Below are 22,652 nucleotides of genomic sequence, written 5' to 3'. Positions count from 1 at the left end.
GGTTGGGGAGATTGCCCGGCCGGCTGAGACGTGCCGGCAATCCGTGGCAGCATCGCCACCTGGACATCACGACACCTCAAGGAGCCTTCGATGAGCGAACAGACCAGCCGCGCCGTGCGCATCCACGCCCATGGCGGCCCCGAACAACTGGTGGTCGACACCGTGAGCGTGGGCGAGCCCGGCCCGGGCCAGCTGCGCATCCGCCACCACGCCATCGGCCTGAACTTCATCGACGTTTACCAACGCACCGGCCTTTACCCGAACACCATGCCGCTGGCGCTGGGCATGGAGGGTGCCGGTGTGGTGGAGGCGGTGGGTGAGGGCGTGACCCACCTCAAGGCCGGCGACCGCGCGGCCTACGCCGCCAACCCGCCCGGCAGTTACTGCGACGTGCGCGTGATGCCGGCGATGAACGTCTGCAAGCTGCCCGACGTGATCGACTTCGAGACCGGTGCCGCCATGATGCTCAAGGGCCTGACGGCGCAGTATCTGCTCAAGCGCGCGCGGCCGGTGGAAGGCCTGGAGGCGGGCGACTTCGTGCTGTTCCACGCCGCCGCCGGTGGTGTCGGCCTGATCGCCTGCCAATGGGCCAAGGCGCTCGGCCTGCAGCTGATCGGCACCGCCGGTTCGGACGAAAAATGCGCGCTGGCGCTGGAGCACGGCGCGAGCCACGCCATCAACTACCGCACCGAAGACTTTGCCGCGCGCGTCAAGGACATCACCAACGGCCAGGGCGTGAAGGTGGTGTACGACTCGGTCGGCAAGGACACCTTCGAGAAATCGCTCGACTGCCTGCGCCCCTTCGGCCTGATGGCCAGCTTCGGCAACGCCTCGGGCCCGGTGGCGCCGTTCGCCCCGGCCGTGCTGGCCAAGGGCTCGTTGTACGTGACGCGCCAGACGCTGTTCACCCACATCACCAGCCGCGAGCGCACCCAGGCCATGGCCGACGACCTGTTCGCCGTGGTCGAAGCGGGGCAGGTGAAGATCCGCATCGACCAGCGCTTTGCGCTGACCGATGTGCAGGCCGCGCACAAGAGCCTGGAAGCGCGGGCCACCACCGGCTGCACGGTGCTGCTGCCCTGAGTGCTGCGCGGCTGCGGTGCGCGAATGCCGGGCGGAAGCACAGCGGTGCGGGCGCGCACCCGGTCTCCCGGGCTTGGGCCGCGCCGCGCCGCGAACGTGAAACGGATTGCATCAGGCCGAACAGCTTGGTGAGCTGGCCCGCGGCGGTGGTGGCGTCTGCGCCTCGTCTGGCTCGGTCGCGGCGACAGGGTTGGGCGTCTCGCCGCTGCCAAGGAACAGGAACACGACGACGGCGGTGATGGCGGTGATGCCGGCGAGCAGCATGAGAAGCCAGGCAAACGCCTGTCCATAAAGCGCCAGCAATGTGGCCGAGTCGGTGCCCGGCAGGAGGGCGAGTGCCCCCTGGAGGTCGCCTCCCGCGAGGCGTTGCGCCGCTGCCGGCGCGTTGCCGGCCACGTCCGAGGCAGCGATGCTGCCGGAGATGAGCATGGAGAGCACAGCGCCGACCACGGCGAGCGCCACGCCTTCGCCAGCGACGCGCACGGTGGAGAAAATCCCGGTCGCCATGCCTGCCCGTTCCTTTGGCACGACGCTGACCGCCAGCCCGTCCATCAAACCCCATGGCAGGCTGATGCCGAGGCCGATGAGCAGCATCGGCAGGGCGGTCTCCGCAACCGGTGCGCCGATCGGCGTCAGGGCGAGCCAGAACAGGCCGGCCGCGGAGACAAGCAGGCCGGCGCCGCAGATCGTCGCCGGCTGAAACCAGCGCACCAGCATGCCTGCCACGACCGGCAGCACCAACAGCGGTGTCGACAGCGCGATCATCATGCTGCCCGCTGCCACCTCGCCCATGCCCTCGATGCCCACGAAACGCAGAGGAAGGAGCACCAGCAGGACGACAAAACCGTAGGCGGGCGCGGCGGCAAGCAGCTGCACGCCGACGAAGCGTGGGTAGCGGAAGAGCGAAAGATCCAGCATGGGGCGGCTGATGCGTCGCTCCGCCGCGATGAAGGCGACGAGGCAAACCAACGACCCCACCAGCAGCGCCAGCACGCTGGCACTGCTCCATCCCCGTTCCGGGACGAGCAGCATCCCACAGGTGAAGAGCGCGAGCATGGCCGTGAAGACCAGCGCGCCACGACTGTCCAGTCCGCTCGAGGCGGGGTCGCGGCTTTCCGTCAAGGCGAAACGGGCCAGCACGAACGCGAACGTGGTCAGGGCCACCACCGCCAGGAAGATGCTGCGCCAGCCGAAGACCTCGATCATCAGGCCCGAGGCGATGGGGCCGAGCGCCAGGCCGACGCCAAAACTCGTGCCCATGAGGCTGAAGGCGCGCAGGCGGGCCTGGCCCTCGAACTCCTGCGCCAGCGCGGCCGCACCACCGGCGTAGGCGGCCGCCGCGGCCAGGCCCTGACCACCACGCAGCAGATCGAAGACAAGAATGCCGGGCGCGAAGACGAGCGCGAGCGAGAACAGCGCGAAGGCCAGCGACCCCGACAGAAATACGCGCCTGCGCCCGTGGTTGTCGGCCAGCGCGCCCGCCACCATCAGCGCCGAGCCGAATGTGAGCATGAAGGCGTTGGTGGCCCAGGCCATGGCGACGGGCGTGCCGCCGAGCGCATGGCCGATGGCGGGCAGCGCGACCGCGGTCCCGGTGAAGGTCAGCGGCATGGCGGCGGCCGCGGCGCAGATCGCGAGCAGGGCGAGCCACTTCCGGGTGGGGGGTGTGATGCGGTCGTTCGGCATGGTGGCTCTCGGTTCGGTGCGGCACGGGGGCGATGGCCCCCCTGCATGCCGTTGAGTTTATTCACGCTCGAATAATTGATAAGATGGCGATCGCTCCTTTCAATAGAGCGCAAATGGATCGAATGGAGTGGACATGGATCGGTGGACCGGCCTTGCCGCCTTTGTGAGAACCGCCGATCTCGGCAGCTTTGTCGCGGCCGGCCGCGTGCTGGGGCTGTCACCCTCGGCGGTCGGCAAGGCGGTCACGAAGCTGGAGAATCGACTCGGCGTGCGCCTGGTGCAGCGCTCGACACGAAGCCTGCGGTTGACCGAAGAGGGCCGCGCCTTTCACGAACGTGGCCGGCGCATCCTCGACGACCTCGACGATGCGCACGAGAGCCTGCTGCGCACCCGCGAATCCCCCACGGGACGCATTCGCGTGTCCAGCCCGATCGTGGCCTACCACCTGCTCCTGCCGGTGCTGCCAGCGTTCATGGCGCGTTACCCGGACATCGAACTCGACCTCGACTTCTCCGACCGCATCGTGGATCTCATCGAGGAAGGCGTGGATGTCGCCATCCGCAGTGGCCAGTTGCCGGACAGCCGCCTGATGGTGCGGGCGTTGCGGCCCTTCCGGCTGCTGCTCTGCGCTTCACCCGAGTACCTCGAACGGCATGGCACGCCGCAATGCCCGCGCGATCTGAAGGCACACCGCAGCATCGGCTTCCGTTTTCCCAACAGCGGCAAGATCCAGGACTGGCCGCTGTCGCTGCCCGAGGGTGAGCCGGAGATGCGCATCCAGCATGTGATGACCTGCAACAACATGGAGGCCTTGCGCGGCGCGGTGACGCGTGGCATCGGCATCGGCTGCATGCCGGATTTCCTGGCACAAGACCCGTTGAAGTCGGGCGCCCTGGTGCCGCTGCTGCTCGACCACCTCAACGCACCGGGGCAGTTCAATCTCATCTGGCCGTCGAGCCGCCACCTGTCCCCGAAGGTGCGCGTGTTCGTCGACTTCATCGCCGAACGCCTCTTCACCAGCGAATGTCAAATCGGCTAAGGCTGGCCCGTCCGCCGATGGCCCCCAGGCGGCGGGTCAGTGCAACCCGGCGCTGACAACGTGTAGATGCGGCTCAGGCCGCAGGGGCTGTTTGCCGCCGACCTCGGCCAGTGCACGCTCCAGGTGCTGCAGCGTGGCCGGCACGTCGTGCCATTTGTCCAGGCCGAACAGGCCGATGCGGAAGGTCTTGAAGTCCGGTCCTTCGTCGCACTGCAGCGGCACACCGGCCGCGGTCTGCAGGCCCAGCGCGAGGAATTTCTTGCTCGACTGGATGTCCGGGTCGGTGGTGTGGCTCACCACCACACCCGGTGCCTGGAAGCCCTGTGCGGCCACACTGGCGAAGCCGTGCTGCTCCAGCAGCGCACGCACCTGCGTGCCCAACGCGATCTGTTCCTGGCGCACGCGTTCGACGCCGTAGGCCTCGGTCTCCAGCATGGTGTCGCGCAGGCGCGTGAGCGCGTCGGTCGGCAGCGTGGTGTGGTACGCGTGGCCGCCGCCTTCGTAGGTTTCCATGATCTGCAGCCACTTCTTGAGGTCCATCGCGAAGGTGGTGCTCTGGGTGGCGTCGATGGCGGCGCGTGCGCGTTCGCTCAACATCACCATGGCGCAGCAGGGCGAGCTGCTCCAGCCCTTCTGCGGTGCCGAGATCAGGATGTCCACGCCGGTGGCCTGCATGTCGACCCACATCGCGCCCGAGGCGATGCAGTCGAGCACGAACAGGCCGCCCACCGCATGCACCGCGTCGGCCACGGCCTTGAGGTAACTGTCGGGCAGGATCATGCCGGAGGCGGTTTCCACGTGCGGTGCGAACACCAGGGCTGGTTTTTCGCGCGCGATGGTGGCCACCACCTCGTCGATGGGCGCCGGTGCCCAGGCGGCCTGTGCGCCGGTGGCGACCGGGCGCGCCTTCAGCACGGTGTGGCTGGCCGGGATTTGCCCCATGTCGAAGATCTGCGTCCAGCGGTAGCTGAACCAGCCGTTGCGAATGACGAGCACATGCTTGCCGTGCGCGAACTGGCGCGCCACCGACTCCATGCCGAAGGTGCCGCTGCCGGGCACCAGCACCGCCGAGTGCGCGCCGTAGACGCGCTTGAGCATGGCCGAGATGTCGGTCATCACGCCCTGGAAGCGTTTGGACATGTGGTTGAGGGCGCGGTCGGTGTAGACCACCGAGAACTCGAGCAGGCCGTCGGGGTCGACGTGGGGCAGCAGTCCGGGCATGGGATGTCTCCTGTTGGGGGCGGGGCGCAAAAAAGGACGGCCAGCCTAGCACAGCGCCCGGTCATCTGCCGGGCACCGGGTATGCCGCGGGCTCACAGTCGGCTGGCGTGTGTGGGAGGGACGTGTTCGCGCAGGCGGCTGGGTGCGAGCACGCCGGCGCCGTCGAGAATGGGATAGGCGATCGAGCAGATTTGCGAGTTGATGCGCTTCAGGTCGTTGATCAGGTCCAGGTGCAGCGCGCTGGTGTCGATGCTCTGCGGCGTCATGCCGGTGAGCCGGTCCAGGTGGGTGGCGGCGTATTCGCGCTCCATGTCGCGGAAGCGCACTTTTTCCTCCAGCAGGCGCTGCGCGTCGCGCACGTTGCCGTTGAGGAACACGCTCATGCCCAGGCGCATGTTGTCGACCAGGTGGGCGTGCAGTTCGTTGATTTCGGCCATGCCGGCCTCGGAGAATTCGCGCCCCTTGCGGATCTTTTTGTCTTCGATGTCGAGCAGCACGCGCTCGACCGTGTCGCCGATCTGCTCCATGTTGATGGTGAAGCTGATGATGTCGGTCCAGCGCTGGCCTTCGGCCTCGCTGAGCTGCTCGCGCGAGATCTTGGTGAGGTAGTACTTGATCGCCGAGTACAGGCTGTCCACCGTGTCGTCGAGCTTGCGCAGGTCTTGCGAGAGCTTGAGGTCGTTGGTGCGGATCACCGTGACCACGCCGCGCAACATGGTCTCGACCACGTCGGCCTGGTGCATGGCTTCGCGGGCCGCGCAGGAAATCGCCAGCGAAGGCGTGGCGATGGCCGAGAGGTCGAGGTGGTTGGGGCGGTCGAGCGCGCTGTTGCCGTCCTGCAGCGGCAGCAGGCGGTTCACCATGCGGGCCACGGGCTGGGTGAGGCCGATGAACAGCACGCCCACCATCAGGTTGAAGCTCAGGTGGAACAGCACGGTGAGGGTGGCCGGGTCCTGCACCAGCGGTTCCATGAAGTGCACCCAGAACGGAATCAGCCAGATCGCGATCAGCACGCCCAGCACCTTGAACAGCAGGTTGCCCAGCGGCACCTGGCGGGTGGTGACCCCGGCCTTGGCGGTGGTGATGACGGCCAGCAGGCCGCTGCCCAGGTTGGCACCGAGCACCAGGCCCAGGGCCACGTCCAGGCCCACCACCTGCAGCGCCAGCGAGGACACGAGCAGCACGACGGCCAGGCTGGAGTAGGCCAGCACCGCGAGCGCGGCGCCGAGCAGGATCTCCAGCAGCAGGTCGCTGGTGAGCGAGGCCAGCATCAGCTGCACCGCCGGGTTCTGCGTCAGCACCGCGGTGGAGGCGGAGATGAGCCGCAAGGCCAGCAGCAGCAACCCCAGGCCGATCAGCACGCGGCCGATGTCGCCGACCGAGCTGCCCTGGCGCGAGATGAACAGCGTCACGCCGAGGAAGATGAACAGCGGCGACAGCCAGGAAAGGTCAAAGGAGAACAGCACCGCCATCATGGCGGTGCCGACGTCGGCGCCGAGCATCACGGCCAGGGCCGAGGGCAGGGCGATCAGGCCCTGGCCGACGAAGGAGGCGGTGATGAGGGCGGTGGCGGTGCTCGATTGCACCAGGGCCGTGACGCCCAGGCCCGACAGCGCGGCCGTGAAGCGGTTGCCCATGCTCGAGGCGAGGATCTGGCGCAGGTTGCTGCCGAACACGCGCAACATCCCTTTGCGCACCAGGTGAGTGCCCCACACCAGCAGGGCGATGGCAGCCAGAAGGTCCAACAAATGTTTCATTGACCTCGGGACTATACGCCGCACGGGATGGCCCCGCGCCGCGAACGCTGTGCCCGGTCAGGAACGCGGTGCATCCGGCTTTGCCGGTGCACTCGCGTTGCCCCCTGGAGGGGGTGACGCCGAAGGCGGCGCGGGGGTGTTGTTCACTTGCGCCGCACGCGCCGGATCTCGTCCAGGATCAGGCAGATCGCGCCGATGCTGATGGCGGTGTCGGCGAGGTTGAAGGCCGGAAAGTGGCCTGCCGGGAACATGCCCGACAGGAAGGTCCAGTGGAAATCGAGGAAGTCGACCACGTAGCCGTGCCACAGGCGGTCGACCACGTTGCCCAGCGCGCCGCCCAGGATGCAGGCCAGCGCAAAGGAGAACAGCTTCTGGCCCGGGTGGCTGCGCAGCATCCAGACGATGAAGCCCGCCGCGCCCAGGCCCACGATGGTGAAGAACCAGCGCTGCCAGCCGCCCGCACCGGCGAGGAAGGAGAACGCCGCGCCGGTGTTGTGGGCGCGCACGATGTTGAAGAAGCCGGTGATGGGGGTGCTGTCGCCGAGCTGGTAATAGGCCAGGATCAACTGCTTGGTCACCTGGTCGGCCACCAGCAGCAGCGCCGCCAGGCCGAGCCAGGGGGCGATGCTGGCCGGGCCGCGGCCCGGCGTGCCTGCGGCGCCGGCCATCAGACCACCTGGCGGGTTTCGCCCGCGCCGAACAGGTTGCTGGTGCAGCGGCCGCAGATCGTGGGGTGGGCGGGGTCGCTGCCCACGTCGGTGCGGTAGTGCCAGCAGCGCTCGCACTTGGTGGCGCTGGACGGCACCACCTGCACCGCCAAAGCGTCGCCCAGCTGCAGCTCGACCGCCGAGACGATCAGCGCGAAGCGCAGGTCGTCACCGAGCGAGGCCAGCAAGGCATGGTCGTCGGCCGGTGCGGTCAGGCGCACGTTGGCCTGCAGCGAAGCGCCCACCTGGCCGGCGGCGCGCAGGGTTTCGATTTCCTTGTTCACCAGGTTGCGGATCTCGCAGATGCGGGTCCACTTGGCCAGCAGGCCTTCGTTGGCCTGCGGCAGGTCGGCATAGGTCTCGAAGAAGATCGAGCCCTGGTTCTGCGCACCGGCCAGCACCGGCCACGCTTCTTCGGCGGTGAAGCTGAGGAAGGGCGCCATCCAGCGCAGCATGGCTTGGGTGATCTGGTGCAGTGCGGTCTGCGCGCTGCGCCGCGCCAGGCTCTTGGGCGCGGTGGTGTACAGGCGGTCCTTGAGCACGTCGAGGTAGAACGCGCCCAGGTCTTCCGAGCAATACACCTGCAGCTTGGACACCACCGGGTGGAACTCGTACACCTCGTAGTGCGCCAGCACCTCGGCCTGGAACTGCGATGCGCGGGCGAGTGCGTAGCGGTCGATCTCCAGCAGCTGGTCGTGCGGCACGGCATCGGTGGCCGGGTCGAAGTCGCTGATGTTGGCGAGCAGGAAACGCAGGGTGTTGCGGATGCGGCGGTAGGCATCGACCACACGGGCGAGGATCTTTTCGTCGCCAGCGATGTCGCCCGAGTAGTCGCTGGAGGCGACCCACAGGCGGATGATCTCGGCGCCGAGTTTTTTGCTCACCTCGTCGGGCTCGATGCCGTTGCCCATGGACTTGCTCATCTTGCGGCCCTGGCTGTCGATGGTCATGCCATGGGTCAGCAGGCCGCGGTAAGGCGCATGGCCTTCCACCGCGGCGCAGAGCAGCAGAGATGAGTGGAACCAGCCGCGGTGCTGGTCGTGGCCTTCGAGGTACAGGTCGGCTTCGGGGCCGGTCTCGTGGTGCGCTTCCGGGTGCGTGCCGCGCAGCACGTGCGAGAAGGTCGAGCCCGAGTCGAACCAGACCTCCAGGATGTCGGTGCTCTTGCTGTAGTTCGCTGCGTCGGCCGCACCGAGGATCTCTTCGGCCGTGACACGGCTCCAGGCTTCGATGCCGCCCTGTTCGATGACGCCGATGGCTCGGTCGATGATGGCCATGGTGTCCGGATGCAGTTCGCCGCTGTCCTTGTGCAGGAAAAACGGCAGTGGCACGCCCCAGCTGCGCTGGCGGCTGATGCACCAGTCGGGCCGGCCGGCGATCATGTCGTGCAGGCGCGCCTTGCCGTTTTCCGGGTAGAAGCTGGTCTGTTCGATGGCGGCCAGCGCGGTCTGGCGCAGGGTCTGTGGTGCCTTGTCCTTGGTGAACACGCCCTCGCCCTCGTCCATGCGGATGAACCACTGCGCGGCGGCGCGGTAGATCACCGGCGTCTTGTGGCGCCAGCAGTGCGGGTAGCTGTGGGTGATGGGCTGTGTGGCCATCAGGCGGCCGGCGTTCTTCAGCGCTTCCAGGATGGCCGGCACGGCCTTCCAGATGTGCTGGCCCCCGAACAGCGGGAAATCCGCCGCGTAGGCGCCGTTGCCCTGCACCGGGTTGAGGATGTCGTCGACCTGCAGGCCATGCGACACGCAGGAGTTGAAGTCGTCCACACCGTAGGCGGGTGCCGAGTGCACGAGGCCGGTGCCGTCGCTGTCGCTCACGTAGTCGGCCAGGTACAGCGGCGAGAGGCGGCGGTAGCCGGCGTCCACGTCGTACAGCGGATGGCGGAAGACCTGGTCGCGCAGGGCCTCACCCTTGGCGGTGGCGATCACGCTGCCTTCGAGCTGGAAACGCTCCAGGCTCTTGTTGACCAGCGTTTCGGCGAGCAGCAGCACGCCACGCGGCGTATCGACCAGCGCGTAGCTCAGTTCCGGATGGGCGTTGAGCGCCTGGTTGGCCGGGATGGTCCAGGCGGTGGTGGTCCAGATCACGGCGAAAGCGCTCTTGCCTTCGGGCAGGGCGGCCAGGCCGAAGGCCTTGGCGAGGGCGGCGCCGTCGTTGGCCTCGAAGGCCACGTCCAGCGTGTCGCTCTTCTTGTCGGCGTATTCGATCTCGAACTCGGCCAGCGAGGAGCCGCAGTCGAAGCACCAGTACACGGGCTTGAGGCCGCGGTAGACGAAACCACGTTCCATCACGCGCTTGAGCACGCGCAGTTCCCCGGCCTCGTTGGCGAAGTTCATCGTCTTGTACGGGTGCTCCCAGTCGCCCAGCACGCCGATGCGCTTGAAACCCGCCATCTGGATGGCGATCTGCTCGTTGGCGAAGGCGCGGCTCTTGGCCTGCATCTCGTCGCGGCTGAGGTTGCGCCCGTGTTTCTTCTCGATCGCGTTTTCGATCGGCAGGCCATGGCAGTCCCAGCCCGGGATATAGATCGCGTTCATGCCGTTGAGCTGGCGCGACTTGACGATCATGTCCTTGAGGATCTTGTTGACCGCGTGGCCCATGTGGATCTGGCCGTTGGCATAGGGCGGGCCGTCGTGCAGCACGAACAGCGGCGCGCCAGCGCGTGCCACCCGCAGGCGCTGGTACAGGCCCTGGTCTTCCCAGGCCTTGACCCAGCCCGGCTCGCGCTTGGGCAGGTCGCCGCGCATGGGGAAAGGCGTGTCGGGCAGGTTGAGGGTGCTGCGGTAATCGGTGGGGGAATCGGACATGGCAAGGAATTCCGTGGTGGCTTCGACAAGCTCAGCCCGAACGGGGGAGTGAGGGGGACTGGGGACAGAAACCGTTCGCCCTGAGCCTGTCGAAGGGCGGCGACCGGGCAGACGGGTCGTCTAAATTCGGTCGCGCGTGGTCTGCCGATGGGTCTGGGTGTGCAGCGAGGCGAAGAACGCGCGTGCGTCGTCGCAGTCCCGTGCGATGCCCTGGGTGAGGGCGTCGAGGCTGTCGTATTTCAGCTCGTCGTGCAGTTTATGCAGAAGTTCCACGCGCACGATTTTACCGTAGGCCTCTGCACCGGGCAGGCTGGCGGCCATGTCGGCCGGCCATTCCAGGCAATGGGTCTCCAGCAGCACCCGCCCGCCGTTGACGTCGGCGGGGTCGAGCGACGGCCGAACGCCGAGGTTGGCCACACCCGGCAGCGGCGGCGAATCGGCGTGCGGCCCGAGGCCGTGCACGTGCACCGCGAAAATGCCGCTGGCCGCCGGCTTCCAGTGCGAGAAGCGCAGGTTGAGGGTGCGGAAACCGTCGTTGCGCCCCGGCGCGCTCTCGGCCAGCTGGCGGCCGAGCTTGCGCCCGTGCACCACGTGGCCGCTGATGCTGTAGGGCCGGCCGAGCAGGGCCGCCACGTCGTCCATGCGCCCGGCACCCAGTGCCTCGCGCACGGCGGAGCTGGAGACACGCAGGCCGTGCACCTCGTAGCTCTGCATGCGCGCCACATCAAAACCCAGGCGGTTGCCGGCGGCGTCGAGCATGGCGTAGTCGCCGGCGCGCTTCGCGCCAAAGCGGAAATCGTCGCCGACCAGCACGTAGCGAGCGCCGAAGGCCCGCACCAGCGTGTCTTCGATGAAGGCCTGCGGCAGTTGCGAGGCCAGCTGGGCGTTGAAGGGCAGCACCACGCATTCGTCGACGCCGCAGCGCTCCAGCTCCTGCAGCTTGTCGCGCAGGGTGGCGATGCGGGCCGGCGCCAGCTCGGGTTTCTGGTGCAGCGCGGCGAAATAGTCGCGCGGGTGCGGCTCGAAGGTCATCACGCAGCTGGGCACGCCGCGGTGCTGGGCTTCGTTGTTGAGCAGCGCCAGCATGGCCTGGTGGCCCCGGTGCACACCGTCGAAGTTGCCGATGGTCAGTGCGCAGCCCGCCGAGCCGGGGGTGTGGGAGCGCAGGCCGCGAAAGATTTTCATGCCGGAGGAGGGTGGTCGGTGGCGGGGTTCGTGGGGCAGATGGGGCCGAAAGCGGGCGCTTCCAGCCCATTGCCACAGCCGCTTCATCAAAGCGCGCTATATTGGCACACGATGATATGCGCCCGCTGGCCCGGCCCGCGCGCGCAGGGCGGCCTGGCCATGGCCGCCCCTCCCCGTTGGCATGTTCATTGGAAGGAGCCCGTCTTGAAGGTCTTGAAGCTCTCTGCCCAGGGGCTGCCACAGTCGTGGATCAGCCTCGAAGAAGCCGTCCTGCACTACGCGGCGGATGAAGTGCGCTGGGAGATGGGGGCCGAGATCGCGGTGTTCCATGGCGGGCACAACGCGATGACCGGGCGCCAGTCCATCATCACGGTCAACTCCATCATCGGCACCCAGGGGGTGCCGCGCATCAACCCCTTCGACCTGCGCCCGACGCTGACGAACAGCAAGCTGTTCGCGCGCGACCGCAATGTGTGCGCCTACTGCGGCGAGGCCTGCCACGACGAGGTGTGCACCCGCGAACACATCGTGCCGCTGGGCCAGAACGGGCGCGACACCTGGATGAACGTGGTGACGGCCTGCAAGTCGTGCAACCACCGCAAGGGCAACCGCACGCCCGAGCAGGCCCACATGGGCTTGCTGTACACGCCCTACGTGCCCAGCCTGTGGGAAGACTTCATCCTGCGCAACCGCCGCATCCTGGCGGACCAGATGGAGTTCCTGATGTCCCACCTGCCCAAGAACTCGCGGCTGCACGCCTGAGGTGATGGCGGCTTGAACGCCGCCACGTGCCTTACTCGGGCTGGATACCCGCCTGCTGGATCAGCTGGGCCCATTTGGCGAGTTCGCTGCGACCGAAATCGGCCAGTTCCTGAGGCGTGCTGGTCATGGGTTGCAAGCCCAGCACCATCAGCCGCTCCTGCGTGGCCGGGTTGCCGACGAAAGCGCGCAGCTCGCGGTTGAGGCGTTCGATCACCGGGGCTGGCGTGCCGGCAGGCGCGTACATGGCGTACCAGGCGAGCAGCTCGAAACCCTTGAGCGTCTGCGCGATTGGCGGCACATCGGGCAACGCGGGCACCGGTGCCGTGCTGCTCACGCCCAGGGCCCGCAGCTTGCCGCCCTTGACCTGGTTCGTGCCGGTGGCCATGTCGGTGAACATCATGTCGACCTGCCCCGAGATCACGTCATTGAGCCCGAGCGGAATGGACTTGTAGGGAATATGCAGCATGTCGATGCCGGCCATGCTGGTCAGCATGGCCCCGGGCACCAGCGTGCCGGCGCTGCCGGATGCGTAGGTGAGCTTGCCGGGGCGGGACTTGGCCAGCGCGATCAGATCCGCCAGTGTCTTGACCGGCAGCGAAGGGTTGACCAGCAACAGGGCAGGAGTGTTGGCGATGCGGCCGATCGGCGCGAAGTCCTTGATCGGGTCGTAGTTGATCTTCTTCATGAGGCTCGGGGCGGCGGCCTGCGTGGTGTTCGTCGTCACGAACAGCGTGTAGCCGTCGGGCGCCGAGCGGGCCGCGGTGTCGGCACCGATGGTGCCGTTGCCACCCGCGCGGTTGTCGATCACCACCGGCTGGCCCAGTGCGCGCGTGAGATGCTCCCCGACCAGGCGCGCGACGATGTCGTTGCCGCTGCCAGCGCCAAACGGCACGATGATGCGCAGCGGGCGCGTGGGCCAGCGGGGATCCTGTGCCCAGGCCGGTGCCGTGCTCAGGGCGGCGGCCACACAGGCGGTGGCTTGAAGGAATCTGCGTCGTGTCATGTGTTGGTGTCTCCTGAAGGAACGGCGGGCGTTGAAAAGGGAAATCAGCTCTGGGTGGTGGGTGGCGCGATGGCGTCGAGCCAGTGCAGCACACGCGCCGCGACGAGATCCGAATTGCGGTCCGTCATCGGAAAGTGGGAATTGCCACGGAGGCCTTCGCCGGGCAGGTCACACACGTCCGCGCGTGTGCCGGCCGCCTTGAGCGCGACCGCGTGTGCATCCACGTTGGCGCGGTAGCGCTGCCAGATGGGGTGCTCCGCGATGTGATCGCCCCACACGTACAGGTGCGGGGGCAGTGGGGTCATGTCCTGGGAGTGCGGCGTCTGTGGCGCGCCGGAGGGCTCCACCGCGATGACTGCGGCCACCTGCCGAGGCCGGCGGCGAACCGCCTCGAGCGCGAACCCGCCGCCCTGGCTGTGGCCCAGCACGATGCAGGGGCCCACCTGCTGCAGCAGCGCGTCGTAGGCCGCCAGCGTCATCGCTTCGTGGTCGGCCCAGCGCGGCACCCACTGCGCGGCAAAGCTGTCGAAGGCTTCGACCGGAAACTGCTGGCCCGCATGTGCGCGCCGCTCGCTGGCGGAGCTCGCATAGCCTTCACGAGGTCCGACGCGGAACATGTCCCAGCCCTCGTTCAGGCTGCGGTGCAGTGGGGGCTCGGTGTAGATATCGGGCCAGCGAGCCCAGCTTGCACGCCCCCGTTCGACCGCGTCGCTCACGTACACGTCGAAACCCGCCCGAAGGAAAAACGAGAGCCAGCCGGGCCTGCCATCGGGTGTCGTTTCCCAGTTGGCGCCGGTCATGCCACCGCCATGCCACAGCAGCAGCGGCACGCGCCGCGTGGGATTCGCCTGCAGATAGGCCTGCACGTACATCTGCCCGCACACGTGGTCGCCGTTGGGATCGACGTCGCGCGCCGGCCCGTTCTGGGCGAAGCGCCGCTGCTCGACGGGCAGTCCATGCAGGCTGCGGATGGCGCCCCCCACAAAGAAGCTGCGGATTTCTCGCAGGCACATCGGGGCGGCTTGAGCGTTGGTGGTGCCGGGGTGGTTGTTCATGGACATGGCTCAGTTGCGCGCGGAAAGGCCCACGGCATCCACGGCAAAGCAGCGGATGCGTGGCACCTGACCCAGGTGTTCCTGCAGCGAGCGCTCGGCGCCATCCATGAAACCAGCCAGCGCGGTGGCATCACGAAAGGGTTGGGCGCGGTAGTGCATTTCCAGCAAGGCGGGCGCGCCGCGTGCCATGACGGCGGGCAGGAAGGCAATTTGAATCGCCGAGGGGTGTGCACGCAGCAGGCCAAGGCAGAGTTGCTCCATGTCGTGCCCCATGGCTTCGGCCAGGGAGGCGGACACGGGATCGGCGGTAAAAACTTTGATGACGGGCATGGGCGCAAACCAGGACAGGGACTGGGTGCGCATTCTTCCGGTGGAGTTACTTTCTGTATATTGCTCAATTTTCAGAAATTAATGCATGGCGATCACGAATTACCGGGTGGACGACCTGCGTGCGCTGGCGGCGCTGCACCGCACCGGCAGTTTTGTGCGCGCGGCCGAAGGCGTGCACATCACGCAGTCGGCTTTCAGCCGGCGCATTGCGCAACTCGAGGCCGCCGTGGGCGGTGCACTGGTGGAGCGGACCACGCGCCGGGTCTCGCTGAGCCCGCTCGGGCTCGAGCTGGTGCGCAAGACGGCGCTGTTGCTCGATCAGCTCGACGACGCTGTGGCCGAGGCCGGGCGTTGTGCACGCGGTGAATCCGGCCGCATTGACGTGGCCTGCCTCACCACGGTGGCCTATGCGGTGTTGCCGCCGGTGCTCGACGCCTTCCGCCGGCGCTATCCCCAAGTGCGCCTGCACCTGCGGGACGACACGGGCCAGCGCGTGACGCAGGCCGTGCTTTCGCGCGAGGCCGAGTTCGGCATCGGTGTGCTCGGGCACCCGACCGCCGAGCTGCATGCCGAGCACTGTGTTGATGACCCCTATGTGATCGCGTTCCGGGCCGGTCACCCGTTGCAACGGCGCAAGCGCGTGGCGTGGAAGGACCTGCAGCCGTGGCGTGTGGTGGCCCTTCGCTCCACCAGCGCCAACCGGCAGCAGATCGACGAAGCCCTGGCTGCAGAGGGCATTGCGTCACCCTGGTTCGATGAGGTGGAGCACCTGTCTTCCATGTTGGGGTTGCTGCGCGGCGGCGTCGGCATTGGCGTGTTGCCCCGCCTGGCCTTGCATTCGGGCGCTGCCGTGGATCTGCTGACGCGGCCGCTGCATTCACCCGACGTCGTGCGCCGGATCGGCCTGATCCGGCGGCGCGACGCGACGCTGAGCCGGCCCGCCGCGGAACTCTGGGGCATGCTGCAGGAACAGCTGGCGCGTTACGCCTGAGCGGGCGGCGCGCCAGCCGCGTCAGTACGTCAGTACGTCAGTTCCAGAATCACCAGGTGGTTTTCCGCGGCGGGCCAGGTGCGGCCGGTGATCTTCTCGCCGTTGAATTCGGCGGTGATGCTGCGCATCCCGCTCTCGGCCAGCTGGATTTTTGAGCTCGCCACGCCCGCCCCTGCCGGTGGCACGCCGGGCAGGGCCTTGCCGTCGAACGACATCGTGTCGCGCGCGGCGTCGAAGTAGCCGCGAGGCCGGGTGAAGGTGACCACGGACTTGGCGTCCTTGTCGGCCGTGGCCAGGCGCTCGGCGCGCAGGTGGATCAGATTGCTGCCGCGCGGGAAGGCGCTGCGGTAGATGTGGGTGGTGGCGTAACCCGGCGCCATGATGACGAACTCGTAGGCCCCGGCCTGCGCGGCAAAGGGGCCCCAGAGGCCATCGGCGCCCACGGTCTTGTTGTGCACTGCCGCGCCCCGGCGTTCGCCGGTGGCGGGGTCGATGGCATACACCGCGAGCTGCGCGCCGGGCACGGGCAGGTTGTTCGAGTAGTTGCCGGAGGCCGGGTCTGTGGACGAGAGGCCGAGCCCGGTGATCTTGCCGTTGAGCACGGCGGGCGTTTGCGGCGTGATCCCGGATGCTCGTGGTGCCTGCCCGGTGATGAAGCGGTGCATGGCGTCGAACGCGGCGGGCGCGAACGAAGTTTCGCGGTGGTCCACGCGCGGCAGCACGACGTTGTGCGCGCCCTTGAGTGCGGGTCCGTCGAAGCCGACCTGGGTGGGTGTGCCCCGGGCGCCGATCCACACGCCATCGGGTTGCGCGAACTTGTCGTTGTTGTCGGAGCGCAGGGTCATCCATTTCACGGGCCCGGTCACCTCGTCACCAGCGGCGTTCTTGGGGGCGTTCAGGGCGCTCAGGAAGGGGCCGGTGCCGGCAAATTCGTTGGCCTCACGGAAGCCCTTGATGGCCCAGACGCCGTGGTTGGGCGTGCCACCCAGCAAGGCGTGGCTCACGGTCTTGTCGCCGCCGCCGTTCTGGATGTAGTTGCGCACCGCGTAGCCGCCGCGTGAGTTGGCCACCAGCACCACCTTGGGCGCCCCCGTGGCCTGCATGACCTTCTCGACCTCGGCCTTGAGGAAGGCCATGTGTTCGGCGCTGGAGCTTCGGCCCGGCTGCGCCTTGCCATCGTCGTCGCGCCCCAGCGGGTAGGGCAGGTCGATGGCGTGCAGGCGCTCGCGTGGCCAGCCGTTGGATTCAAAACGCCACAGCGTGCTTTGCCAGATGGAGGCCGAATCGCCATTGCCATGCACGAACACGATGGGTGGCGGTGCGGCGCCCTGGGGCATGCCGGCGCAGGCGGCCAGCAACAGGCTGCCCGCTGCGGCAAAGATGGATCGGCGGGTGGTCATGGGCAGGTTTCCTGTTGCAAGGGGATCAAAAACAAGGCGGCCCGCGTGGTGCGGGCCGCTTGATGGGTCAGGCGAAGACGCCGGCCGTGTCCTGCATGCGGCTGGACACTTCGCCCAGCTGGTGCAGCGAGTCGCCGTAGCTCATCTCCAGTTGCGTGAGCTTCTTGAAGTAGTGGCTCACGATGTACTCGTCGGTCACGCCGATGCCACCGTGCAGCTGCACCGCCTGCTGGCCGACGAAGCGCATGGAACTGCCCAGCTGCACCTTGGCGCGCGCCATGGCGGCGCGGCGCTCGGCCGCCGGGGCGTTGAGCTTGAGGCTGGCGTAGTAGCTCATGGAGCGCGCCAGTTCCAGTTGCATCTTCATGTCCGCCACGCGGTGGCGCAGCGCCTGGAAGCTGGCGATGGCGACACCGAACTGCTTGCGCGTGTTCATGTACTCGACCGTGATGGCCAGGGTCTTGTCCATCACGCCCACGGCTTCGGCACACACTGCGGCGATGCCGATGTCCACACCATGCTCCAGCGCGGTCAGGCCGTCCTTTGTGATGAGCTGGGCGGGCGCGTCCTTCAGCGTGAGTTCACCGCCGCGGGCGCCGTCCTGCGTGTGGTACCCGGTGGTGCGCACGCCGCTGGCGCTGCGTTCCACCAGGAACAGGGCCAGCTGGCCCGACACCGTGGCCGGCACGATGAAGGCGTCGGCCTGGTCGGCCGCGGCCACCACGCTCTTGGTGCCGGATACGGTCCAGCCGCTGCCGGCCTGGCTGGCGGTGGCGGCGCAGACGTCGAGCCGGTAACGGGCCTTGCGCTCCTGGTGCGCCAGCACCACCAGCGCCTCGCCCGAGGCGATGCGCGGCAGCCAGGCCGCCTTGAGTTCGGCCGGGGCGTAACCGCCGAGCACGCCGGAGGCGATCAGGGTCTGGGCGAGGGGCTCCAGCACGATGCCGCGGCCCAGCTCTTCCATCACCACCATGCCTTCGATGGGGCCCATGCCCAGGCCACCGTCGTCTTCGCTCACGTAGAGGCCGGCCAGGCCGAGTTCGGCCAGTTCGCCATAGGCGGCGCGGTCAAAGCCGCCAGCGGCCACGATGCCGGTGCGGCGCTCGAAGCTGTAACCCTTGTCGACCCATTTGCGCACGGCGTCGCGCAGTTGTTCCTGGTCGTCGCTGAAATCGAAGTCCATGTCTTGTCTCCTTATCCGAGCACGGTTTGGGCAACGATGTTGCGCTGCACTTCGTTGCTGCCACCGTAGATGGTGGTCTTGCGCAGGTTGAAGTAGGTGGAGGCGAGCGGCGCGTTGGCCGTGACGCCGCCGGGGAAGTCTCCCTGCCAGCCGGCTTCCATGGCTTCTTCGATGAAGGGCAGGCTGTAGGGGCCTGCCGCCAGCATCATCAGCTCGGCGTACCGCTGCTGGATTTCGCTGCCCTTGATTTTGAGCAGGCCGGCGATGTCGAGCGAGTTCTTGCCCGATTTCTCGGCCGAGAGCACGCGCAGCACCAGCATCTCCAGTGCCACCACGTCCACCTCCAGCAGCGCGATCTGGTCGCGGAAACGTGGGTCGTCCCAGACGCCTTCGGTCTTGGCGATGCGCTTCAGGCGTTCCAGCTCGCGCTTGGCGCGGTTCACATCGGCGATGTTGGTGCGCTCGTGGCTGAGCAGGTGCTTGGCGTAGGTCCAGCCCTTGTTCTCTTCGCCGATGAGGTTCTCGGCCGGCACCTCGACGTTGTCGAACCAGACTTCGTTGACTTCGCTCTCACCGTCGAGCAGCTTGATCGGCCGCACCGAGACACCGGGCGAGGCCATGTCGATCAGCAGGAAGGAGATGCCGGTCTGCGGCTTGCCTTCGTTGCTGGTGCGCACCAGGCAGAAGATCCACTCGCCGTACTGGCCGAGCGTGGTCCAGGTCTTCTGGCCGTTGACGATGTACTTGTCGCCCTTGCGCTCGGCGCGGGTCTTGACCGAGGCCAGGTCCGAGCCCGAGCCCGGTTCGCTGTAGCCCTGGCTCCACCAGACCTCACCGCTGGCAATGCCGGGCAGAAAACGCTGCTGCTGTTCCTTGTTGCCGAAGGCCATGATGACCGGCGCCACCATCACCGGGCCGAACGGCACAACGCGCGGCGCGCCGGCGAGGGCGCATTCTTCTTCGAACAGGTGCTTCTGCACGGCGGTCCAGCCCGGGCCGCCGAACTCTTTCGGCCAACCCCAGCCGAGCCAGCCCTTTTTGCCCAGGATCTTGGCCCAGCGTTGCATGTCGTCGCGCGTCAGGCGCAGCGCGTTGTGGACCTTGTGGGCGATCTCGGCCGGCAGGTTGGCCTTGACCCAGGCGCGGACTTCATCGCGAAACGCCTGCTCTTCGGGCGTGAATGCCAAATCCATGGAATGTCTCCTGGTGGCCGCCACCGCGGGTGTGTGCCGGCTGATTGAACAATGAAGGTGCCAACGAACCCGCCGGATTCGTTGGCTCTTTCAAGCCGATCAGTTTCGCACGACCGTTCGTTTCAGGACTGTCCGGGCTGCGACAAGCCGAGCTGTTCGTGCAGGTGTTGCAGCTGGTCCTGCAGCGTGGCGACGGTCTGTTCCAGCGTGGCCACGCGGCGCGTGAGGTGGATCAGCTCGTCTTCGGTGGCTGCGCTGCCCTGGGTGGAGGGGGCGGCGGCCAGCGCCGCGGTGTCCACCGGGCCGCACAGCAGGTGGGCCCAGCGCTGCTCGCGCGCGCCGGGTGCACGCGGCAGCTTCACCACCAGTGGGCCGCCCTTGTCGTCCGAGCGGTCCTGCAGCTCCTCCAGGAAAGCGTCGACCGAGGCGATGTCGAGAAACTTGTGCCAGCGCTCGGTGTTCAGGCGCAGCTCACCGGCGGTCTGCGGGCCGCGCAGCATCAGCATGCCCAGCAGCGCTGCCGACTGGTCGGGCACGCCCACGGCGCGTGTGAAGTTGTGTTCGTAGCGCGTGACGCGGCTGCCGCTGCCTTCCAGCACCATGTGCAGGCTGCGCAGGTTGTCCAGCGCTTCCAGCACCGCGGCATCGGCCAGGTTCATCACCGGCTCGCGGCTGGATTTCTGGTTGCAGCCGGTCACCAGCGCATTGAGCGTGAGCGGGTAGCTGTCGGGCACGGTGCGCGCCTTCTCCATCAGCGTGCCGAGCACACGCGCCTCGGCGGGCGAGAGCGGGCGCTGCTGAAAATCGTGGCCGCGCGGGCGGCTGGGGGCGGGGGATTGCAGGTCTGGGGTCATTACACTTCCGGGCCATGTCAGGCGTGAACAAAAACATTGTGATTCTGATCTCCGGCGGCGGCTCCAACATGGCCGCCATCGTGGAGAGGGGCAGGGCGCAGCGTTGGCAGGCACGTTTTGGCGCGCGCGTGGCGGCCGTGATCAGCAACAAGGCTGCGGCGCCGGGCCTGGCCTGGGCGAAAGACCAGGGCATCACCACCGCCGCGCTGGACCACACCGCATACGCCGACCGCGAGGCGTTCGACGCCGCCCTGGTGGCCGAAATCGACCGCCACCAGCCTGCCCTGGTGGTGCTGGCCGGCTTCATGCGCATTCTCACGCCGGGCTTCGTGCGGCACTACGAGGGGAGGCTGGTCAACATCCACCCCAGCCTGCTGCCCGCCTTCACGGGGTTGAAGACGCACCAGCGCGCCATCGAGATGGGTTGTCGCTTTGCCGGTGCCACCGTGCACCGCGTGACCAGCGAGCTGGACCACGGCGAGATCCTGGCGCAGGCCGTGGTGCCGGTGCTGCCGGGCGACACGCCCGACACCCTGGCCGAGCGGGTGCTCACGCAGGAGCATCTGATGTATCCGCTGGCCGTGGAGCGGCTGCTGCAAGCAGCCGGCTGATCAAACGCCCCTGGCGAACACCAGGCCAGCGTGTTCGCGCATGGCGTGGAACTTGATCTTCGGCCAGTTGGCCTCCACCGCGCGCAGCGTGGCCGAGTGGTCCACCAGCAGCGTGGGCGCGTCCACTGCGTCGAGTGCCACGCGGTGGCTGTTGGCGTCGATGAAACGCTTGAGCTCGTTCTCGCCGCCGTCCTCGGGTGCACAGGTGACCCAGCGCGCCACCTGGTAGGGGCTGTTCATGATGCGGGCCTTCACGCCGTACTCGTGCTCCAGCCGGTGCGCCACCACCTCGAACTGCAGCTGGCCCACGGCACCGAGCAGCAGCACCGAGCCGGCCACGGGGCGGAACACCTGGATCGCGCCTTCTTCGCCGAGCTGGGTCAGGCCGGCGCGCAGCTGTTTGCTGCGCAGCGGATCGGCCACTTCCACGCTGCGGATGATTTCCGGCGCGAAGAAGGGCAGGCCGGTGAACTGCAGGCTCTCGCCTTCGGTGAGCGTGTCGCCCAACTGAAGCACGCCGTGGTTGGGAATGCCGATGATGTCGCCGGCAAAGGCCTCGTCGAGCAGCTCGCGGCGCTGCGACAGGAAGCTCACCACGGTGTTGGGCCGCAGGTCCTTGCCGGAGCGCACGACCTTGAGCTTCATGCCACGCACGAAATGGCCGCTGGCCAGGCGCACGAAGGCAATGCGGTCGCGGTGCGCCGGGTCCATGTTGGCCTGGATCTTGAAGACCACGCCACTGAATTTGGGCTCCTCCGGCTTGACCGTGCGCTGGAGTGCGGGCCGCTCGCCGGGCGGTGGCGCCAGGTCGACCAGGGCGTCGAGCACTTCGCGCACGCCGAAATTGTTCACCGCCGAGCCGAACAGCATCGGCGTTTGCCGCCCTGCCAGAAACTCCGCTTCATCGAACGCAGGCGAGGCGCCGTCCACCAGCTCGAGCTCGTCGCGCGCCTGTTCGAATTCGGCGCCGAAGCGTTTGATGCTCTCGGGGTTGTTCAGGCCGGCCAGCACGTCTTCATTGCCACCCCGGCGTTCTTCGCCGGCGGCGAACACGCGCATCTGGTCGGTGCGGCGGTCGAACACGCCGCGGAAGGTTTTGCCCATGCCCACCGGCCAGGTGAAGGGCACCACCGTCATGCCGAGTTCTCGCTCGATCTCGTCCATCAGGTCCAGCGGTGCCTGCACTTCGCGGTCGAGCTTGTTGACGAAGGTGAGGATGGGTGTGTTGCGCGCACGGCAGACCTGCAGCAGGCGGCGCGTCTGCGGCTCCACGCCATTGCCGGCGTCGATCACCATCAACGCCGCATCCACTGCCGTCAGCACGCGGTAGGTGTCTTCGGAGAAGTCCTGGTGGCCCGGGGTGTCGAGCAGGTTGATCACGCAGTCGCGGTATTCCATCTGCATCACCGACGAGGCGACCGAGATGCCGCGCTGCTTTTCGATTTCCATCCAGTCGCTGGTGGCGTGGCGCGCGGCCTTGCGGGCCTTCACGCTGCCGGCGATGTTGATCGCGCCGGAGAACAGCAACAGCTTCTCGGTCAGCGTGGTCTTGCCGGCGTCGGGGTGGGAAATGATGGCGAAAGTGCGGCGGCGGCGCACCTGTTGGGAAAGATCGGACATAGCCCGCGATTATCTCTGGCGCGAGAAACGCGTTGCACGACCCCGTCCGTGGCCGGAGGGCGTGCCCCGGTCCAGGGATGTCGAGGATCCGGCTTTGCCGGTCCCAGGCATCGTCCCCCCGGGGGGAAGCCGCGCAGCGGCGCAGGGCGGCGACCAATTCAAGGG

Annotated in this window: 19 protein-coding genes; 5 read left to right on the top strand and 14 right to left on the bottom strand. The window is 67.7% G+C overall.

The features are described 5' to 3' along the window. Positions 1–90: 90 nt before the first annotated feature. The gene (locus HPA01S_RS06770) at positions 91–1,083 is read left to right on the top strand and encodes a quinone oxidoreductase family protein (protein WP_066268128.1); all 993 of its coding nucleotides are present in this window, start codon (positions 91–93) and stop codon (positions 1,081–1,083) included. Positions 1,084–1,194: 111 nt separating this feature from the next. On the opposite strand, the gene HPA01S_RS06765 is transcribed toward HPA01S_RS06770, so the two are convergent. Beyond that, positions 1,195–2,769, bottom strand: a complete 1,575-nt coding sequence (locus tag HPA01S_RS06765) for an MFS transporter (protein ID WP_084360506.1) — start codon at positions 2,767–2,769, stop codon at positions 1,195–1,197. 133 nt (positions 2,770–2,902) lie between these two features. On the opposite strand from HPA01S_RS06765, the gene HPA01S_RS06760 reads away from it, so the two are divergent. Continuing rightward, the gene (locus tag HPA01S_RS06760; protein ID WP_066268126.1) at positions 2,903–3,808 is read left to right on the top strand and encodes a LysR family transcriptional regulator; all 906 of its coding nucleotides are present in this window, start codon (positions 2,903–2,905) and stop codon (positions 3,806–3,808) included. Positions 3,809–3,844: 36 nt separating this feature from the next. Here HPA01S_RS06760 and HPA01S_RS06755 read toward each other — a convergent pair whose 3' ends face one another. The 5 genes from HPA01S_RS06755 to HPA01S_RS06735 all read right to left on the bottom strand — a co-directional run bounded on the left by HPA01S_RS06755 (position 3,845) and on the right by HPA01S_RS06735 (position 11,485). Next, positions 3,845–5,029: an aminotransferase class V-fold PLP-dependent enzyme gene (locus HPA01S_RS06755; RefSeq protein WP_066268124.1), complete on the bottom strand. Its 1,185-nt coding sequence runs from the start codon at positions 5,027–5,029 to the stop codon at positions 3,845–3,847. A gap of 92 nt (positions 5,030–5,121) precedes the next feature. Further along, on the bottom strand, positions 5,122–6,786 hold the full coding sequence (locus HPA01S_RS06750; RefSeq protein WP_066268123.1) for a Na/Pi cotransporter family protein: 1,665 nt from the start codon (positions 6,784–6,786) through the stop codon (positions 5,122–5,124). A 143-nt stretch (positions 6,787–6,929) separates the two neighbouring features. Next, positions 6,930–7,454: a signal peptidase II gene (gene lspA / locus HPA01S_RS06745; protein WP_066268119.1), complete on the bottom strand. Its 525-nt coding sequence runs from the start codon at positions 7,452–7,454 to the stop codon at positions 6,930–6,932. Further along, positions 7,454–10,300, bottom strand: coding sequence for an isoleucine--tRNA ligase (ileS, locus tag HPA01S_RS06740; RefSeq protein WP_066268117.1), 2,847 nt, complete (start codon positions 10,298–10,300; stop codon positions 7,454–7,456). Before ileS ends, lspA begins: the two co-directional genes overlap by 1 nt. A 120-nt stretch (positions 10,301–10,420) precedes the next feature. Next, on the bottom strand, positions 10,421–11,485 hold the full coding sequence (locus tag HPA01S_RS06735) for a bifunctional riboflavin kinase/FAD synthetase (RefSeq protein ID WP_066268115.1): 1,065 nt from the start codon (positions 11,483–11,485) through the stop codon (positions 10,421–10,423). 204 nt (positions 11,486–11,689) lie between these two features. Here HPA01S_RS06735 and HPA01S_RS06730 point away from each other — a divergent pair, with 204 nt between their 5' ends. Continuing rightward, positions 11,690–12,247 carry an HNH endonuclease gene (locus HPA01S_RS06730; protein WP_066268113.1) on the top strand — a complete coding sequence of 186 codons (558 nt, stop codon included), beginning with the start codon at positions 11,690–11,692 and terminating at the stop codon, positions 12,245–12,247. Between the two features lie 31 nt (positions 12,248–12,278). Here HPA01S_RS06730 and HPA01S_RS06725 read toward each other — a convergent pair whose 3' ends face one another. The 3 genes from HPA01S_RS06725 to HPA01S_RS06715 are packed head-to-tail and all read right to left on the bottom strand — an operon-like array spanning position 12,279 to position 14,668. Then, on the bottom strand, positions 12,279–13,250 hold the full coding sequence (locus tag HPA01S_RS06725; protein ID WP_066268111.1) for a Bug family tripartite tricarboxylate transporter substrate binding protein: 972 nt from the start codon (positions 13,248–13,250) through the stop codon (positions 12,279–12,281). Between the two features lie 44 nt (positions 13,251–13,294). Then, positions 13,295–14,305: an alpha/beta hydrolase gene (locus HPA01S_RS06720; RefSeq protein WP_218005328.1), complete on the bottom strand. Its 1,011-nt coding sequence runs from the start codon at positions 14,303–14,305 to the stop codon at positions 13,295–13,297. Between the two features lie 9 nt (positions 14,306–14,314). After that, a complete protein-coding gene (locus HPA01S_RS06715; RefSeq protein ID WP_066268109.1) occupies positions 14,315–14,668 on the bottom strand; it encodes a hypothetical protein in 354 nt (117 codons plus the stop codon). A 52-nt stretch (positions 14,669–14,720) separates the two neighbouring features. On the opposite strand from HPA01S_RS06715, the gene HPA01S_RS06710 reads away from it, so the two are divergent. Continuing rightward, positions 14,721–15,626, top strand: coding sequence for a LysR family transcriptional regulator (locus HPA01S_RS06710; protein WP_066268107.1), 906 nt, complete (start codon positions 14,721–14,723; stop codon positions 15,624–15,626). Positions 15,627–15,655: 29 nt separating this feature from the next. On the opposite strand, the gene HPA01S_RS06705 is transcribed toward HPA01S_RS06710, so the two are convergent. From HPA01S_RS06705 to HPA01S_RS06690, 4 genes are all read right to left on the bottom strand, one after another. Then, positions 15,656–17,026, bottom strand: a complete 1,371-nt coding sequence (locus tag HPA01S_RS06705; RefSeq protein ID WP_066268105.1) for an alpha/beta fold hydrolase — start codon at positions 17,024–17,026, stop codon at positions 15,656–15,658. Positions 17,027–17,093: 67 nt separating this feature from the next. Further along, positions 17,094–18,209, bottom strand: coding sequence for an acyl-CoA dehydrogenase family protein (locus tag HPA01S_RS06700; RefSeq protein WP_066268103.1), 1,116 nt, complete (start codon positions 18,207–18,209; stop codon positions 17,094–17,096). Positions 18,210–18,220: 11 nt separating this feature from the next. Further along, complete coding sequence (locus tag HPA01S_RS06695) at positions 18,221–19,402, bottom strand: acyl-CoA dehydrogenase family protein (protein ID WP_066268101.1); 1,182 nt, start codon at positions 19,400–19,402, stop codon at positions 18,221–18,223. A 122-nt stretch (positions 19,403–19,524) separates the two neighbouring features. Further along, positions 19,525–20,256: a YceH family protein gene (locus HPA01S_RS06690; protein WP_066268097.1), complete on the bottom strand. Its 732-nt coding sequence runs from the start codon at positions 20,254–20,256 to the stop codon at positions 19,525–19,527. 14 nt (positions 20,257–20,270) lie between these two features. On the opposite strand from HPA01S_RS06690, the gene purN reads away from it, so the two are divergent. After that, positions 20,271–20,867, top strand: a complete 597-nt coding sequence (gene purN / locus HPA01S_RS06685) for a phosphoribosylglycinamide formyltransferase (RefSeq protein ID WP_066268090.1) — start codon at positions 20,271–20,273, stop codon at positions 20,865–20,867. On the opposite strand, the gene HPA01S_RS06680 is transcribed toward purN, so the two are convergent. Further along, entirely contained in the window at positions 20,868–22,487 is a 1,620-nt protein-coding gene (locus HPA01S_RS06680; RefSeq protein ID WP_066268087.1) for a peptide chain release factor 3, read from the bottom strand. Positions 22,488–22,652 lie beyond the last annotated feature (165 nt).

Origin of the sequence: Hydrogenophaga palleronii NBRC 102513 (assembly GCF_001571225.1) — a bacterium.
Taxonomy (GTDB): Bacteria; Pseudomonadota; Gammaproteobacteria; order Burkholderiales; family Burkholderiaceae_C; genus Hydrogenophaga; species Hydrogenophaga palleronii.
The sequence above is the reverse complement of the archived record's forward strand: the minus strand, read 5'-3'. Positions and strand labels throughout refer to the sequence as shown.